This is a genomic window from Peptococcaceae bacterium, from assembly GCA_024655825.1.
Taxonomy (GTDB): Bacteria; Bacillota; Peptococcia; order DRI-13; family PHAD01; genus JANLFJ01.
Map to the genome: position 1 here is coordinate 1 of JANLFJ010000054.1, position 18,034 is coordinate 18,034.

15 protein-coding genes and 1 pseudogene are annotated in these 18,034 nt (G+C 42.7%); 3 read left to right on the top strand and 13 right to left on the bottom strand.

All coding sequences use genetic code 11. The features are described 5' to 3' along the window. Nucleotides 1-6 precede the first annotated feature (6 nt). From NUV48_14360 to NUV48_14370, 3 genes are all read left to right on the top strand, one after another. A complete protein-coding gene (locus NUV48_14360; protein ID MCR4443314.1) occupies nt 7-318 on the top strand; it encodes a hypothetical protein in 312 nt (103 codons plus the stop codon). A 79-nt stretch (nt 319-397) separates the two neighbouring features. Continuing rightward, entirely contained in the window at nt 398-892 is a 495-nt protein-coding gene (locus tag NUV48_14365) for a TRAP transporter small permease (protein MCR4443315.1), read from the top strand. A 2-nt stretch (nt 893-894) separates the two neighbouring features. Further along, the gene (locus tag NUV48_14370; protein ID MCR4443316.1) at nt 895-2,169 is read left to right on the top strand and encodes a TRAP transporter large permease; all 1,275 of its coding nucleotides are present in this window, start codon (nt 895-897) and stop codon (nt 2,167-2,169) included. 178 nt (nt 2,170-2,347) lie between these two features. Here NUV48_14370 and NUV48_14375 read toward each other — a convergent pair whose 3' ends face one another. From NUV48_14375 to NUV48_14435, 13 genes and pseudogenes are all read right to left on the bottom strand, one after another. Then, a complete protein-coding gene (locus tag NUV48_14375; protein ID MCR4443317.1) occupies nt 2,348-2,764 on the bottom strand; it encodes a VOC family protein in 417 nt (138 codons plus the stop codon). 307 nt (nt 2,765-3,071) lie between these two features. After that, nucleotides 3,072-5,015, bottom strand: a complete 1,944-nt coding sequence (locus NUV48_14380; protein ID MCR4443318.1) for an NAD(P)/FAD-dependent oxidoreductase — start codon at nt 5,013-5,015, stop codon at nt 3,072-3,074. Nucleotides 5,016-5,178: 163 nt separating this feature from the next. Then, nucleotides 5,179-6,213 carry a DctP family TRAP transporter solute-binding subunit gene (locus tag NUV48_14385; protein ID MCR4443319.1) on the bottom strand — a complete coding sequence of 345 codons (1,035 nt, stop codon included), beginning with the start codon at nt 6,211-6,213 and terminating at the stop codon, nt 5,179-5,181. A 121-nt stretch (nt 6,214-6,334) separates the two neighbouring features. After that, complete coding sequence (locus NUV48_14390; GenBank protein ID MCR4443320.1) at nt 6,335-7,615, bottom strand: TRAP transporter large permease; 1,281 nt, start codon at nt 7,613-7,615, stop codon at nt 6,335-6,337. 1 nt (nt 7,616) lies between these two features. Then, a complete protein-coding gene (locus NUV48_14395) occupies nt 7,617-8,084 on the bottom strand; it encodes a TRAP transporter small permease (protein ID MCR4443321.1) in 468 nt (155 codons plus the stop codon). A 317-nt stretch (nt 8,085-8,401) separates the two neighbouring features. Further along, nucleotides 8,402-9,427 (bottom strand): aminopeptidase, encoded by a 1,026-nt coding sequence (locus NUV48_14400; GenBank protein ID MCR4443322.1) that lies wholly within the window; start codon nt 9,425-9,427, stop codon nt 8,402-8,404. A 77-nt stretch (nt 9,428-9,504) separates the two neighbouring features. Next, nucleotides 9,505-10,416, bottom strand: a complete 912-nt coding sequence (locus NUV48_14405) for an aldo/keto reductase (GenBank protein ID MCR4443323.1) — start codon at nt 10,414-10,416, stop codon at nt 9,505-9,507. Between the two features lie 41 nt (nt 10,417-10,457). Beyond that, nucleotides 10,458-11,483 carry an alcohol dehydrogenase catalytic domain-containing protein gene (locus tag NUV48_14410; protein ID MCR4443324.1) on the bottom strand — a complete coding sequence of 342 codons (1,026 nt, stop codon included), beginning with the start codon at nt 11,481-11,483 and terminating at the stop codon, nt 10,458-10,460. 1,080 nt (nt 11,484-12,563) lie between these two features. After that, nucleotides 12,564-13,436, bottom strand: coding sequence for an IS3 family transposase (locus NUV48_14415; protein ID MCR4443325.1), 873 nt, complete (start codon nt 13,434-13,436; stop codon nt 12,564-12,566). 11 nt (nt 13,437-13,447) lie between these two features. Then, a complete protein-coding gene (locus NUV48_14420; GenBank protein ID MCR4443326.1) occupies nt 13,448-13,738 on the bottom strand; it encodes a transposase in 291 nt (96 codons plus the stop codon). 80 nt (nt 13,739-13,818) lie between these two features. Then, nucleotides 13,819-15,198: a dihydrolipoyl dehydrogenase gene (gene lpdA / locus NUV48_14425; protein MCR4443327.1), complete on the bottom strand. Its 1,380-nt coding sequence runs from the start codon at nt 15,196-15,198 to the stop codon at nt 13,819-13,821. Nucleotides 15,199-15,307: 109 nt separating this feature from the next. Continuing rightward, complete coding sequence (locus NUV48_14430; GenBank protein MCR4443328.1) at nt 15,308-15,541, bottom strand: hypothetical protein; 234 nt, start codon at nt 15,539-15,541, stop codon at nt 15,308-15,310. 755 nt (nt 15,542-16,296) lie between these two features. After that, a pseudogene (locus NUV48_14435) lies at nt 16,297-16,656 on the bottom strand (methyl-accepting chemotaxis protein). Nucleotides 16,657-18,034: the final 1,378 nt, after the last annotated feature.

The following is an 18,034-nucleotide window of genomic DNA, read 5'->3' on the forward strand; positions in this document are numbered from 1 at the left end:
TAATTATTGAGATTTTATTCCCATATTTTATGGTTATTTCGTAAACTCACGCTAGATGTTTTCATTTTTGACAGAACATACTTTGCCGGCCTGCCCAGTGATATTAAAACCGCCATCAGGGAAGCCGCCAATGAAGCAGCCCAGTGGAGAACGGAATTCGAGCTGGCAAACGAAGACGCGTATATAAAGAAGTTTGAAGCCAAGGGCGTGACAGTGATTGATCCCGATATAAAGACATTCACGGCGAAACTGGAAGGGTTTATCAACGATTTCCCCGAACTGAAGGATTATGTGGCCAAGATAGAGGCTCTGAAGTGATCGATTGCTGCAGGCATTATAATGACGTGGTGCCGGCCGGCAGCCCGTCATTATAATAAGCTGGTTTGGAGGGGTGAGAATGAAGAAAAAAATACGGTTAATGCTCGACATGATTGACAGGTACGCAATGGTTTTGCTGTCGCTGTTATTTACGGTGATGGTTGTTTCTATCTTTTTGCAGGTAGTGATGAGGTATGTGTTTCATTCCGGGAACGCCTGGGCGGAAGAATTGGCGAGGTATTCCTTCGCCTGGCTGGTCATGATCGGTTCGGCCATCGCAGTAAGAAGAGGCAGGCACATGAGGATAGATTTTCTGATAAATCTGTTCCCGCCTGTATTTAAAAAAACCGTTGAAGCGGTTTTAAACGTTTTATTGGCGTTGTTTCTTGTGGTAATGACCTTATACGGAATCAGGCTGGTTTTATTGACGCAAAGGCAGCTTTCAACAGGTTTGGGTATTCCAATGGCCTATGCTTATCTGGCGATCCCGACCGGCGGCGTCTTAATGCTGGTCTATTTGCTTGAGACGATGTTTAACGATTTTTGCGGCAACATATTGAGGGGGGATGAATAAGCATGGCGGCGGTATTAATCATAGGAATAGTCGTTTTTACTCTCCTCGGAGTTCCCATCGGCTATGTTTTGGGGATTTCTTCCATGCTGGCCCTCATGTATCAAGGAAATTTGCCCTTGATAGTAATCCCCCAGAAGATCTTCACCGGGATAGACTCGTTTCCCATTCTGGCCATCCCCTTTTTTATCCTTGCCGGCAACCTGATGACCGTGGGCGGCATAAACAAAAAGATTATAGCTTTTGCCAACTCCATCGCCGGCTGGATCACAGGGAGCCTTGCCATTGTGACCGTGGTCGCCTCGATGTTCTTTGCCGCAATTTCCGGTTCGGCGGTGGCGACGGTTTCCGCCGTCGGCGGGCTTACCATCCCCGCGATGAAAAAAGAAGGATACAGCGCTCCTTTTGCTGGAGCCGTGGCTTCTTCCGCCGCGGTGTGCGGACCCATTATCCCGCCCAGCATCCCATTGATCGTGTACGGCGCCGCTCTTGGGATGTCGATCAGCGACCTGTTTATAGGCGCATTATTGCCCGGGATACTGCTTGGGATTATTTTATGCGCCACAGCCTACATTATATCGAAAAAACACGGATTCCCAAGGCATGACCGGGCTTCCGCCTCTCAAATAATCAAAACGGCAAAGGAAGGCCTTTGGGCGCTGATTATGCCGCTGGTCATCCTGGGAGGTATTTTTGGCGGCGTTTTTACCCCCACCGAAGCGTCGGTGGTAGCGGTGGTCTATGCCTTAATCGTCGGTTTTTTTGTTTATAAAGACCTGAAACCAAAAGACTTGCATGGAATTTTGGTTGATGCGGCCATCGGCACTTCGGTAATCATGATTATCCTGGCCACCTCAAAGGTCTCCAGCTGGATTGTGGTTACTTCACATTTGCCCGATCTGATTTCAGGCGGCATCCTGGACTTTACCAGCGGCAGAGTGGGCGTATTACTGCTGGTCAACCTGATTCTCCTGGTGGTGGGCTGCCTGATGGAGGCCAACGCGGCCATCGTAATTCTGACCCCTGTACTCGTGCCGTTAGTGGCAAAAGTAGGCATGACACCGCTGCACTTCGGAGTAGTCATGACCTTTAATCTGTGTTTGGGTCTCCTGACGCCTCCCGTGGGAGCAAGTATTCTGATCGGGAATGACATTGCCCAGGAAAAGATGGAAAGAACGGTTGCGGCCGCAGTGCCTTTCTTCCTGGTGGGCCTCGTTATTTTGGCCCTGATCACCTTCATTCCGGCATTGGTAACATACCTGCCTAATATTTTATTCTGAGTTTGTCAGTACACCGCATAAAGCCCTTGTAATTTAAGGCTTTTTATCGCGATAATGTACATATTGTACCCACAACAACCTCTTACCACCTAAATTCGCTGGCTTCTTCTACGGGCAGAGTGCTTTAAGGCGGGGCTATTCGTAATATACCTAAGATTTTATCTTGTTTATATCAAGTCTATTTATATTCAATTAATTCAATTTGCTCTCCATCAGGTCCTCTAAAAAATGAGTTTCTCAAACCACCAGGGCTATATATACTATGATCTCTAAAAATAGGTTCAATAAATGTATTAACTCCTTTTTCCTGTAACTGTTTAACAACTATTTCTATATTATTTACTTTTAGACATATATGATTAAAATATCCATCATCAGAAAGTATCATTTGTTCAGGAAAACTTGGCTCTTTTAACTCAATAACAAAACCATTTAATTCAAGTAAAGTCAATTTCCAATAATGTCCCGGCTTATTAGCAACATAAGTAACGGTTTGGTCAATCATTTTAGCTCCCAGCATAGAATAAAAGTTGATTGATCTTTCTGTATTTCTAGTATGCAAAGCTACATGATGTAATCCAAGAATACCTTCCATAAATCCTATACGCCCCTCTCCGAAAAATTAGGTGATGATATAGTTTATATTTTAGAATATCGGTCGCCGGTATCAATCTATTTAAATGTAGTATACAAAACAATGAAAATGCTAGGTAAGTCGGCGGTCCCCCGACATACCCATTTCCTGAAATGTCTGTACCATATTCTGCTGAAATGACATAATAACATAAATACATAATTAAAATAATATAGATATAAATATATCTAGGTATGGTATAGATATAGCTTTTTGGGCTGTTAATCTGGTTTTCCAAACCTGTTTGGGGTAACTAAACACGGCCGAATTACGCATAATAACCAGCCCTGAAGCCTTCAGCATATGCATCCAACCCTTTACCAGGCTGGATAGCATCGCCAACCATCACAACCTTTTGTGCCATTCCTTTCAATTTTTCTCCTAATTGATTTGCCGATCGGGAACCAACAGCGATGACAACATTATCCACTTCCGTAATAGTCTTAATCTCACCTTCCTGTTCATAAAACACTGTATGTTCCTCAATACGCAGAACTTTTGCTTTCACTAACTGAGTTACCCCGTTTTCATCCAAACTCTTTTTCAAATAGTAATTCACTCCAGGTTCCCCCTCTCTTAGGATATTATCCATCATTTCCAGAATAGTTACATCTTTATCCTGAGAAGCCAGGAATGCTGCTGTTTCAGCGCCAACCTGACCACCGCCTACAACGACAACACGTTTGCCAGGATTTATACGTAATCCCAGTATTTCCGCTGCCGTAGTAACATGAGGGAGATCTACGCCAGGGATTGCTGGAATCAAAGGAACAGCACCTGTTGCTATAATAATCGTATCAAAATAACCTGCTTCTATTGTATCTTCCCTTATCTCAGTGTTAAGATGAATTTCCACGCCCAACTTCTGCAACTGCGATTTTTGCCAAACGGTTAGAGTGGTACATTCTTGTTTAAATGGCCCCACTGCTGCCAGCAGCCATTGACCGCCCAGTTTACTGCTTTTTTCGTACAGAGTTACTCTATGCCCCCGTCTGGCTGCCGCAATAGCAGCTCCCATACCAGCTATACCGCCGCCTATAACGGCCACCTTTTTGCTCGCATTAGCTGGCCTCCAGGTATATTCACTTTCTTGGCCGAGTATTGGGTTTACTAAACATTGTATAGGTTTACACCCTCTTTTCAGGTTTCCGATGCAACCCTGCATACATCCTACACAATAATTTATCTCATCAATTCTACCTTCTTTTACTTTTTTAGGCAATTCCGGATCGGCCAGTGAGCTTCTTCCCATTGCAATTAAATCAACTTTGCCACTACGTAAAATTGATTCAGCTATATAAGGATCATTAATGCGACCGTTTCCAATTACTGGTATTGATACTACTTTTTTAATCTCTTCTGCATAATCAATATTATAAGCACGCGGTATTGCATTAGGACATACTGGGAAAAATCCCTTGGTCGCATGAGAACCTACAGAAGCATTGATTGCATCAATGCCTGCTTCTTCCAACATTAGGCAAAAAGCCCTAGTATCGCCGATATTTAAACGGGCTCCATCCATCATTTCAGTGGTGGAGATGCGGTAGATTAAAGGATAATCTGGGCCTACTTGCTGGCGTATGGCAGCAATCACCTCTAAGGCAAATCTGGCTCTGTTTCGAAGACTTCCGCCGTATTCATCGGTGCGTTTATTGGAAAAAGGCGATAAAAACTGCTGTATCAGGTAACCGTGCGCTCCATGAATCTCAATAGCATCATAGCCTGCTGCTTTGGCCCGGCGTGCTGCCTGAGCGAAATCATCGATGATTCTTTTGATTTCTTTTACTGTAAGTTCCCTTGGCACATCTTCTGGTTTATTCGCTCGCGTAGGATCGGGCAAACTCGAAGGGGCTACCGGCTCTCCTTCTGCTTCAAGCTTTCCAGTCTGTCTACCGCCATGACCAAGCTGTATACAAATTTTTGCACCATTCTTGTGAATAGTATCCACCAGTTTTTTGTTTCCTTCGATATGAGCATCATCCCAAAGGCCTAAGCAATTGAAAAAAGCTCTACCCTGAATAGAAATAGCCGTTAATTCAGTTGTAATTAATCCCCAGCCGCCTTTTGCCCTGGCTTCCATATAAGCAATATAGCGGGGGGTTACCTTGCCATCAATATCACAATAACACGTTTCCATAGCCGATATGCACAAGCGATTTTTTAGCTTTAAACTTCCTATCTGAAACGGCTGGAACAGTAGATCAAACATGATAATTCCTCCCACTCGTCACCTTACTAAATTATAACAATAGCCCACATTAAACACCCTTGATAAAATTGGAGTGTTGTTAGGGTGTTTAATGTGGGAGATAGCAGTTTTCACTTCTATGCCAAATCAGTATACAAGCAAATAGTAAGTAAGGTGTACTATTTTATTTTATGACACCCCATGCCTTGCAAGCTTCTTCACCATATTTTTCAATGAAGTATTTGCGAACAGGCTGTACAGCATCTTTAAAGACTTGCAATTTTTCGGGGCTTAATTCAGTAATTTTTACGCCATAGTCTTTTGCTATAATTTGTTTAATTTCTTTTTCCTGTTTTTCCAGGTAATCTCTTCCATATTTCGCTGCCTCAATAGCGCACTGCATTAGAAGTCCCCTGGTATCTTGACTAAAAGATTCCCAACTCTTTTTATTTGCTACAAACCACCAACCATCATATTGCCAGTTCCACTCTGTCAAATATTTCTGAACCTCATGAATATGGGCTGAGTATAATGTCTGGTAACCATTCTCCTGACCATCAATCGTCCCCTGCTGTAAAGCCGTAAACACTTCGCTCCAGTTCATTGCAACGGGATCGGCACCAAAAGTCTTGAATACCTTAATTCCTACTTCACCGCTTGGAATTCTAATTTTTAAACCTTTAAGATCTTCCGGTGCCTTGATTTCTCGCTTACTATTGGTGAGTTGCCTTAAACCGTTGTGCATACCAGCCAGATATACAATTCCTTTTTCATCAAGAATTTTAGCATAGTACTTACCGCCGGTACTATCCATCTTCTCTATAGCTTCAGCGTAGCTTGCAAAGGTAAAAGGTATTTGATGGGTTTGGAATCTCTCATCAAGGCTGCTAAGATTTGCACCAGAGAAACATCCCAGCTCAAAACTTCCCCCTTGAGCCAGAAGTTCAGGACCTTTAGCCTGATTCCCACCGGTCAACTGAGCATTAGGATAAACATCTATTATGATATTTCCGCCGCTTAATTCTTTAACCTTATTGGCCATGTATTTGCCAGCTATTGCATCAATACCTTTGTCAGTTCCAGACGTAGACATCTTTAATTTCAGTTTTTCATATTTGCTGCCAGAGCTGTCAGCAGAAGAGGAGCCTTTGCTTCCACAACCCACCAGTATGGTCATTACTAACGTCATTAATGTAAATAAAACAAATATCTTTTTCATTTATATGTCTCTCCTTTCTTAATATTAATATATTTGTTTTTTTACTAAATACATAATTCTTACATTATCATTACCTCCCCCCTTTATATATTTGATGGCCTACAAAACGCCAAACAAGTTGTTATTTCATAATGAGATTAGGAAGGAATAAACAAATTTTAGGGAAATAACTAGTAATTATTAGGCTTATTAATGACGCTAGTACAAATGGCACAACAGCCCTTGAAATCTGTGCCAAGGTAACATTGCCTAATCCGCAGGCAACATATAAGTTTAGGCCAACAGGGGGCGTAACCTGACCGATAGCAATGTTTACAACCATCAAAGTACCAAATGCAATTGGATCAATCCCTAATTTTATTGCAGCAGGATATAGTATTGGAGTTAATATCAAAAAACAAGAAGTACCGTCAAGGAAGCAGCCGGCTATTAATAGAATGATGTTAACAATTATTAAAAATAAATAAACGTTCCCAGCTGCAGTGGCAATCAAGAAATTACTGGCCGCTGATGCAATACCCATAACCGAAATAACCCAGGCAAACAAACTTGCAGTCGCGGTGATAAACATCACAACAGCCGTCTGGCTAATAGAGGTTAAAAAGACTTGATAAAGTTCCTTCATCTTTACAGTTTTATAAATAACAATGCCAACGATTAATCCGTACACTGCTGCAACAGCCGCTGCCTCGGTAGGAGTGAACACTCCGCCGTAAATACCTCCAAGAATAATAACGGGCATTAAAAGCGCCCAAAATGCATTCGTAAAAGCTTGCCAACGTTCTCTGGCATTTGCCCGTGGCAAAGTTTTTAATTCCGTTCCCCGTGTGACAATCACGGTGGCTATTACCAATAGAAACCCCATCAAAAGACCAGGAATCATTCCTGACATGAACAATTTTCCTATAGAATTACCTGTAATGGCTCCGTATAAAACAAATGTAATTGAAGGTGGTATGATACTACCTATTGCTCCAGAGGTTGCCGTCAAGGCCGAGGCTATAGGCGGATCGTAGCCCACATCAACCATTGCAGGAATGAGAATCAAACCAAGTGCGGCAACCGTGGCCGGACCAGATCCAGAAATAGCTGCAAAAAAGCAACCGACAGCAACGCACACCATGCCAAGTCCATTTCTGACATGCCCAACCATCGACTGGGCAAAATTTATCAACCTTTCAGAAATGCCAGCCTTTTCCATAATATTTCCGGCCAGGATAAAAAACGGAATGGCGAGCAGGACAAACTTGCTGCTTGCGGAATAATAGTTAACTGCTATCATATTAAAATCTATGCCTATTATTACCAAGGCAATTAAACTGGAAATACCCAGGCAAGTACCGATGGGAATATTTAGAAGTAACATTATTGCAAAAGGAATTAGAAATCCTGCAGCCTCCATATTATTTTCCTGCCTCCCTCCAAGATATTAATGCCATTTTTATAAACTGGTAACACATGTAGCAAGCACCCACCGGTATGAAGGCACCATAAATCCACTCAGGCCACTGCAAAGTCATAGTAATCTGTTTAAGTCGATATTGATTAATTACCATGAGTACACCATAATAAGCCAGAATAGCAGAGAATACAGCGGAAAGTAAATTGCCGATAAAAGCTGCCCATGCCTTGTTTTTTCCCGATAGTCTCTCAATTATCGTGCCAAGACCCAGGTGGGCCCTGCGCTTTGCTGCGATGCCGGTACCAAGAACGCATAACAGTACAAAAAGAGCAGTGGTTATTTCCTCTGTAAAAGAAATTGAAGCATGTAAACCATACCTGGAAACCACGTTTGCAAATGTGATTGCTAACATAATTGCCATAACAATAATTGATAATATTTCATCCAGCTTGCTTAGCAGATTTTTCATAATACCCCCCTCTTCCGGCTCCCCTTAAAACATTGTTTACACTAATAAGACTATCATGCTGCCTGCGGCACCATCGGAAGGATGAGAATTAATTTTCATGGTTGATTTGATTTATATACTTAACTAAGCGTATGCTTTTAGCTGTCCGTCTTGGGTTATTATCTTGAGCAACCTAATATTAATACACCCCACGGCCGGGACATATTCTATAAAACATCTTAAATAAATATGATTTCTTTTGGCTATGAACCTGGTCAAAGCCACTGCTTTATTAAGAGCAGTCACTTTGACCAGATTATTTGGACTATTAATCCTAATTACACGTAGACTTTATCCTTCTCATAAACCAGCTTATCGTCAAAGAACACCTGGACATCGGAGAAAGATACATCAACATGGCAGGGAGCCTTTACTTTGCCGCCTATTGCATAATTACTACCTATACCCATATGTCCCGTGCCCCATTTTCCTAGATCTTCCAGATTATTGGCATACATACGTGATACAGGATTCAATCCTAATCCAAATTCCGCCACATTGAACGCCGTGGGATCATCAAACGCACTTAGTATATTCCACAGATCCTTGGCCGCCGGGCTGCCTTCAGCTTTTACAACTATACCATCTTTCACTGTCAATGTAACCGGTTCATCCTTTACAACACCTACATTCATGATTCGAACATTTACCACTACTTTGCCATTGGCTGTCCCTTCAACGGGCGATATGTTGATTTCACTGTTTGGAACAGCCGCAAAATCACCAGGATTACGAAACAAACCTGTTTCATATTGTACTGGGCGTCCTTCTACAATACCTTCTAGGTCTGTACCTTCTGCCGTTTTAAATCTGAATTTCTTGGCTTTTGATAAAGCCGCTCCAAGCCGACGACCTCTCGCATCACACTCTTCGAAATCTCCAAGGATAGCGCCTGTGCACAATAAATCTTCAGTTACTTCGCACATTGTGGTTCCTCTTGCGCCATTTGCTATAGCTCTTACCCGGGCATCAGTATGGGTCTGAGAATACGTTGCTGGCAAGAAAAATACATCACATTTTTCGCATGCTGCCACAACAGGTTCCGGCAATTGAGCACCATGAGCACCTGTAGGGGGGATCATCACGATTACAGGAACACCGCCTACCGCCAGTGTTGCGCCAGCCAAACACTCAGCAATACGCAATTTATTGGTATCGGTAGAGATTACTACTTTTTCACCAGGCTTTACATTTGCACAGTGGGTTATCAGTTTATAGGCTCCTCTCATCATTTCCACTCGTAGGGATTCTCCCGGCATATAATGATAATACTGAATTGGCCATACTCCACTGTTTCTACTCATTGTTCTCTTCCTCCATTTCAATTTAAAGAATTTTTGTTCCTTGATTTCTAAAAAATTTTATTTTTCATTTATTAATACTAATCATAAAAATCCCTTGTTAAATTACCTTTATAACCCTTTTCTACAAACCGTACGCCTCGTTTTACCATTTCGGTGATACGAATAGGAACATCCCGAATTTCTGTATCGTAACGTGGCAGTTGTTTGATATTACCAATCCATTCCATATCTTCTTCTGTTAATTCAAAATCCAGAATATCAGCATTCTCCATCATTCTTTTAGGTGTTACAGTTTTAGGAATTGTAATAATATTGTTCTGGAATGCCCATCGCAAAGCAATCTGGGCTGGTGTTTTACCATACTTTTTAGCTAAGCCAACAATAACCTCGTTATTCAAAACCTCCCCTGTAGAACCACTGCCCAGGGACTGCCACGCAGTTACAGCTATTCCTTTTGCCTCACAAAAAGAGCGTATTTCGAAATTAGTAACCAAGGGATTGAGCTCCAGTTGTATGACAGCCGGCACAACTTCAAGTGCATCAAACAATTTTAATAACTGCTTGATTCTAAAATTGGATATTCCTATTGCGCGGACTCGGCCTTGACGATATATTCTTTCCATAATTTTCCATCCATTAATATAATTAACCGGCCAATGCAATATCAACAAATCAACGTAATCCAATCCCAGCCTTTGTAAGCTCTCCTCATATGCTTCTTCCACACGATTTTCATACAAATCCGTAGCCCATACTTTTGTCGTTACAAAAATCTTTTCACGAGAAATTCCGCTGTCGCGGATGCCCTGTCCTACACCCTTCTCACAGTTATAAAAAGCAGCCGTATCTATCAAGCGGTAACCGAGCTCAAGTGCTTGTCTCACAGCTACTGTTGCTTCTTCATCAGACATCTGCCAGGTGCCTAACCCCATCATAGGAATTTTCACACCATTATTAAGGAGACGTGTGATTTGGAGCACCGACTTCATATCGACTCTCCTTTCTTTTGAATATGCTGAATTCTTTTTTATTACCAGTCGGGGTATAATGATACTTTAATAGCGCCTTCTTTTCTGTCGGTTGCAATGTCCATCGCTTTTTGTATCTCGCTCATGGGGAACTTATGTGTGAGCAGTTTGCCTAAATCCACCTTGGTTGCCATTTCGATTGCTGTTTTAAAATCCCAACAATATGCCTGTGATCCTCTGATGGTCAGCTCGCGTGCTACAATTAACGGAGCTGTTAATTTCACTTCTGGATTCTCGAAGATACCAAGAACTGTTGCTACGCCACCCATATTCAAGCATTCCAAACAAGCCATAAAGGTAGACTCTATCCCCACGCATTCTATGGATTTATCCACACCGCTACCAGTAATACTTTTTACAGCTTCCTTAATATTGATTTCCTTGGTGTTAATGGTATCTGTTGCCCCCAGTTCCTTAGCCAATTCCAGTCTTGAATATATTTGATCAGCAGCGATAACCTTGCTTGCTCCCACCTTCGCGCAAAGGGCAGTTACCAGTAATCCGATTGCTCCGCAGCCCATTACCAGTACTGTTTCACCCATTCGTACATCTGCTTTCCTTACCGCATGTACTGCAACTGCCAAAGGCTCTATCAAAGAGGCTATATCGAAGCTTATATCCTCTGAAATCGGAAATACACATTCTTCTTCAATCGTAAAATATTTGCGCATGGCACCGTTGCCTTTACGATACTGGAAGCTCAATTGTTCGCAAAAACAGTAATTACCCCTTCGACAAGCTTCACATATACCGCATTTATAAACAGGTTCCACTACCACTTTCTGCCCAATTTTTAAGTTCTTTACCTCGCTGCCCAATTCATTGATTATGCCGGAGAGCTCATGCCCCAATGCCACAGGAAGCTTTGCATATGGGTGCTTACCTTTGTATATATGTAAATCACTACCGCAGATACTACAATATTTAACTTCAATCCGTACTTGATTTGGTTTTAATGGCTTGATTTCCATTGGCTCTAACTTGACTACTCCCGGTGCTTCCATAACAGCTATAAAATCTTTTTCCACAACAATTCCTCCCTTTCATTACAAAATAATAATAGTAACTACAATTATTAAATTTGTATGCTTATTATTACCTCCCCCTTTTTCGAATTATTATCTTAATACAACATGTTCTAATTTTTATCCATGTATTCCACATTAACTCTCCGCCTTACCTCAGTTGGTGTTACCTAATTTTGATACATTCAGAAAGCGAGTCGTTTAACTTGATTATCCATAATTTAGGATATTAACTGTAGATTTGGAGAACTCAGTACCAGAGAATCTTTATTTATCTGGCTCACCTTTCGGGTTGAACCCCCTATAACCATCATTTACCTCAAGGTTAAGACTAATATTCGCTCCCTTGATATCGAGCAAACATCCAGGTGGAAAACTGACCGTTACGAAAACACATTATGCGCATAATGAATTACTTACCCGATTGGTTAGTTGGTGGGAATACGAGCCCTTGCGGCACCCCTTTTTCGGTATTGCGATAGGGGTCTGACTCGCAATTGTTCGGTGGCCTACACCTGCAAAATCTGGTTCGAGTTTAATATCGGCTTCAACAGCGCTTTTACACCGTAATCTCCATCATTGTTTAAAAATAAAAGATGTAAAAGTTCCTTATTTACGGCAAGCTGGTATTAAGCCATGCAAATTCCTTCTCGTTAAATTATTGTTTATCCAAACTTCGATATCTTCTTAATGAGGAATTTATCTATGGCTCTCTCAATCTTTTAGAATCATTTTTATACAATTTATGTAGACTTAACTTATCATATTATCCTCTTGTCATAATATCACTATACTTATTCGCCACTCTTTTGATATTTCCTGCTAATAAATATATTAATTTTATTTTATTGAAATGTTTTGCTGAATCACCCTTCAAAATACTGGATAATGACGCACAAAAATACAGCCACAATCCGCCCAAATCCTTAAAAAGTCTGAGTTATTGCTCTTTCATGCTATAATTTACATTGGACTTGTCAAGAAAAGTGCAGTTTGAAAACACCCAAGAACGAATTTTCTGGAACCGGCGTGGAGCGTAGCGGAACAGAGGTTCCAGAAAATTTTCGCTGCGCCAGACGGGGGCTATGCTGCCATCGGCAGGCACTTCTCGCGGTATACCGCAGGAGGCCAGCCGCCCGGCTTTGAAGTATATATCCTCTGCCTGTTGTAGTAGACCATGATGTACCGGAAGATAACAGTCTTGACGTAAGCCATGGTGTAACGCTCAGTCCGGATCCGATACAACTTTTCCTTCTTCAGCGTTGCAAAAAAGCTCTCCATCCTGGCGTTGTCATAACAACGGCCTGTACCGCTCATGCTTTGGAACGCGCCGTAGCGGGCAAGGCTTTCCCTGAAAGCGCGGCTTGTGAACTGGCTGCCCCTGTCGCTGTGAAATATCATGCCGCGAGCAGTTCTGGACTTGCAGGCGTTCTCAAAGGCTTGTATGCAGAGTTCCTTCCGCATATTATCGTCCATCGCCAGCCCAACGATTTCGCCGTTGAAGCAATCCAATACAGCCGCCACATATAGCTTTCCGTCGGAGCACGGTACTTCTGTAATATCCGACAACCACTTTTCGTCCGGCGCTTCCGCCGTGAAGTCGCGCTGAATCAGATTTTCGCTCTTCTGTGCCTCCGCGTCCTCGCGGGTAATACCATTGGGATGGTGTTTCGGTTTCTTTAACAGACCGTTCTGCTTCATGATCCGGTAAACGGTTCTGTAGCTGACCTCTTCGCCCTTCTGAGCAAGCGCCAGATGTATCCGCTTAGCGCCATAATTATCATTATCCTCGTTTTGTCCGATGATTTCTTTTATCCTGACCAGAAGATGTTCCCGCCGCTTCGGCTTGTCCGGGGTTCTCAGGCTGCGGTAATAGCCTGATTCGCTGACAACGAGCACCCGGCACAGTTCCCTGACGTTCCATCGTTTCCGTCTAGTGCTGATATATTCATACAGCCGGCACGCTTTTACTTCTTCCGGTCTTTTGCGAAAAAACCCAGCGCATCCTTCAGTATCTCATTGGCTCGGCGCAGCTCCGTATTCTCGCGTTCAAGCTCTATTTCGCGTTGGCTCTTCCCCTCGGTTGAATATGCGTGACCACTTCCGACATAAGCCTGGTCGCCATATTGTTTTCGCTGGCTCCGCCAATCGGCCAATGTATAGTACGGTATCCCGAGTTGTTGCGCCGCTTTCTTGACGCCTATCTCGTCCGACAGTCGGACGGCTTCTTCTTTGAACTGCTTGTCATATGTGCCCATCGTCGCTTCCTCCTCATATTACGTCTATTCTATCGTATCTGAGGGTGTTTTGCGACTGCACTTTTATCGTAGCACTCCACTTAACTAAAATGTAACGACTTCCCAAAGACGCTGTGAGCACTTTCAAGTACAGCTTCAGCAAGGGAAGGATGTACATGTATAGTGTGGCTAACCTGTCCTACGGTCAGACCCCAGCGCAAGGCGAGAGTCAACTCTGATATAAGTTCCGAGGCCTGAGGGCCTAAGATGTGGGCTCCTATGATTCGGCCGTCTTCACTAGTAATGATTTTTACCACACCCTGAGCTTCTCCCAAGGTTAGAGCCCTACCACTAGCCGTAAAGGGAAACTTGCCTACCTTATATGCTAGGCCCTGTTCTTTTGCTTCTTCCTCCGTAAGGCCCACATAAGCCACTTCTGGACTAATGAAAACTGCGGCAGGCACCGCCGAGTAATTCATAGCCCGTTTCGCTCCGAAGATGTTTTCAACAGCTGTTTCTGCCTCAGCTGTGGCTACATGGGCAAGCATTGGCGATTTGACCATATCACCAATAGCATATACACGAGGAAGGTTGGTTTCCATATATTCATTTACTTTGACAAACCTCCCATCAAGTTCCAAACCCAGTGTTTGAGCCTCTACCCCACAGAGGGAAGGAATTCGTCCTGTCGCAACCAACACATTTTCAGTAGTCAGTGTCTCCACTCCTTTACTCCCTTCCAAGGTCACTACAAGATGGTCATCCTTCTTTTTTATTTCCAGCAATTTCGTTGATACCTTAATATCTATCCCATTCTTTTTAAGTATGGGCATAAGACGGCGCACTATTTCTCCATCTACACCCGGCAAAATACGCGGCAATATCTCTACCACTGTCACTTTACTGCCGAGGACCCGAAATATATTTGCAAACTCCAGACCAATGACTCCTCCGCCAATAACCACAAAAGAAGCAGGAATATTTGTTAGATCCAAGGCCTCTTTACTGGTCAGCACCCCTGGCAGGTCCAGACCTTGAATGGCCAATGAGGCTGGTTCAGAGCCAGTAGCTAGAATTAAATAATCATTTTCTATTTCTTCTCGGGAACCGTCTTCCAGCTGGACTGAGACAAGACGCGGGTTCACTACTGTTCCCAATCCCCGGAGGACATGAACCTTGTGTATTGCCATCAGCTGTTGAATACCGCCCACCAAGGTTTCCACCACCTGGTTTTTCCTGGTTACAATAGCTTGAATATTTGGTCTATGGACCATATATTCCAGTCCAAAATTTGCTGACTCCTGGATTGTACTCCAGCGGCGAGCACTTTCCACCCATACTTTAGTGGGTATACACCCCCTGTTTAAACAGGTGCCACCTATGCGTTCTTTTTCTATGAGCGTTACTTTAGCTCCCTTCTGTGCAGCCCGCAAGGCTGAAGCATAACCCGCCGGACCTGCCCCAAGTACAGTGACTCTCATGCGATAACCTCCATCTCATTTATGTGTATTTATCTTGCTAATAATCTATTTAGTACCCCTGAAAAACAATTGTTTTTGTTATGCTAGATCGGTACAAAATAGTTTGGCTTTACTTCGGTATAGGCCTCCCGGTACGCCGTTTAACTACCCTGGTAATAGACAGGAGCCGTTTCTTGATGGACCACCGTCGGTCCTGGAACTTGGTGCGAACAGCAACACCTGCTTCCTTCAACTTCTTTACTGTACGGGTAATAACCCTGACACTGTCAGAAGGAAGAATGGCATCGGTAGGATAGTAAATACCAGCTTCTACTGCTGTTGGGTCAATACGAAGTTCCTGCACCGGAGCACTTTTTGGTCCCTAGCTTTGGCTATTAGGTTTAGCATTCAAGACGCCGATGATCTCCGGGCCATACCGCTTGGTAAGTTTAATTAGACCATCATGCCGCATGCGGCACCATCGGAAGGATGAAAATTTATTTTCAGGGTAGAGTGGTAGAGTGAGGGGTTTCCCCATCCAGGGGAACGCGGCAGGAGCGGTGCCACTGTATATTGTCCTTAACCTCTTCTACCAAGACCGCATATCCCAACTGGTACCGAAATTTGAGATACATCAACCGCAGGTAGGTATCTACCGGTACTGTGGGACGACCGATTCTGGTGTTAAATCTCGCAATAAACGGATCTAGAAAGGCTTGATCGTCCAACAGAGCATCTACATTGTCCAGTTCTTCTTTGAGTTCTATGTTCTTCTTTGAGTTCTAGCAGTTCAGCGGGGAGCACCGCGTCCCAGATGGTCAACTTGGAATCTTTTAGCCTTAGCATGTGCTCACCTCGCAGGAAATGGAGGCGTTGTAACGAATTATTGTAATTATGGGAATCCATCCTTCTGGTTATTCTTGTTTACTCTGTTACAAGATTCGATCCAAAGGTTGGTAACTCCTTTTGTTTTGGGCTTCAGTTATTGTATTTTCAAGAATCCAGAGTATTTTTGAACCGCTTTTTTTCAGGGGAAACTAACTAGACCAATATAATTGTCTTGACATGTTGGAATACCAAAAGTTTAAGTTGCTTCGGTACCTAAAAATTATTACTTAATTACTCATTCTTGTTATCTTTGGCCAAGTTTCCTGCCATGGTCATTAGATTTGTGGATAAAACATTAAGATTTTCTACAGATGGTAAAATATTACATATATTGTTCGCCTGGGTACTGGCCATCTGCATAATCTCATTTATACTATTGTGCATATGTTCTATTTTATGGGCTATATCAGATATTATTTCTTTTATATTCTTTACTGAATCTAAACTAGTACGAGCTAGTTTTCGTACCTCATCGGCTACCACTGTAAAACCTTTTCCTATTTTCCCTACCCTGGCTGCCTCAATAGCTGCGTTTAAACCAATGAGGTTTGTTTGCGAAGCAATATTATCTATTACTTTAATAATCTGGTCAGTTTTTCCCACATTTTTATAACCTTCATTAGCCTCCCGAGCTAATCCCTCAGCTGTAGCTGAAAGCTCTTGGGCTTCTGCTGCTAATTGTTGAAAATATGTGGTTAAGACTCTAATGGTCTTGTTTAAATCCTCGGCCATTTCCATTAAACTTTCCTTTTTGTCTGTGGATTGAACCGCAGCAATAGCGCCTATGATCTGGTTTTCCTGGTAAAGAGGCACGACTATGGAAATATGTGGTATGCCAACTACTTCCTTACCAATTTCCCGGACGATTCTGCGTCCCTCTTTTATGGCTTGGTTCATAGCGCCTTTCTCTGTAAGGAACTGCCCTTCCTTAATACCTAAATCGAACTTTTGCCCCGGAATATAACGGATGAACCTTTCTCGATCACATACAACGACAGCCAAGTCCTCAACAGTTAATTGTTTAATCAACGGAGCTACTTTTATGGCCTCTTCCAGAGTAATAGTAATCTCTTTCCTCATTTGTATCTACTCTCCAATATTTGTAACATTTATTATTTTTACGTTTTTTGATATGTTCAAGCTGAGGAAACATTTTTTTCAACCAAAATTACCATGTCTTCCTTATTTCTATAAGCTTAAGCAATATTTTATTTAATAAATCCAAAACTTGAGATGGAGGATATTTAATACTATCATTGGCAGATATTGTCGTATAAAACTGACGATTTCCCACAAGACCATTAACAACCATATAGACCAGCATGCCGCCTGCGGCACTATCGGAAGGATGAAAATTTTATTTTACAAATATTGCCGTAAAGGCAGGGGCTTTGATTACCCCTTGGAAGCTTAGCTTTGCAAGGGCGAGAGTTATGCTCCGCCCATACGAAAGGTCTCGAGTGAGCACGTTGTGGATATAGCTTGCTCGTATGCCGCTAGTCGCAAGCGGTGGGCCTCGTAATTGAGGCCGGGTATGTCGTCCTGCAGATTCATATAGATAACAGCCAGAGAGAATTAAACAAGTTATGGCAAGCATTGGTAAGGCTGCGTATTGAGGTTGATGGACTCAATAACATTTTGCACGTTCTCCCTCAACCGGATCTTCCCAGAAAATCCCAGCTGCTACCCAAATGTTTTTATCCGGACTTCCCGACAGTAGCTTAAACAGTGCCGGAACCGGAAGAGTTGGCCAAGATAAGTTTTTAGCGCAAACTGCCTTTTAGGAAAACATCAGCCAGTCTGCCTTATTTAAAAACGGGCTAGAAAGACTCAGTCTCTGGCTAAAGGTGTTTTCGGCATTACTCTTGTTCTGGACATTTTCTCTCCAGCTGCGCCTGCTAGTTAAATATAAATTGTTACTGACGCTTCATAATGTCCTGTAATTGATGTTGTTAGATGTCCGGAATGT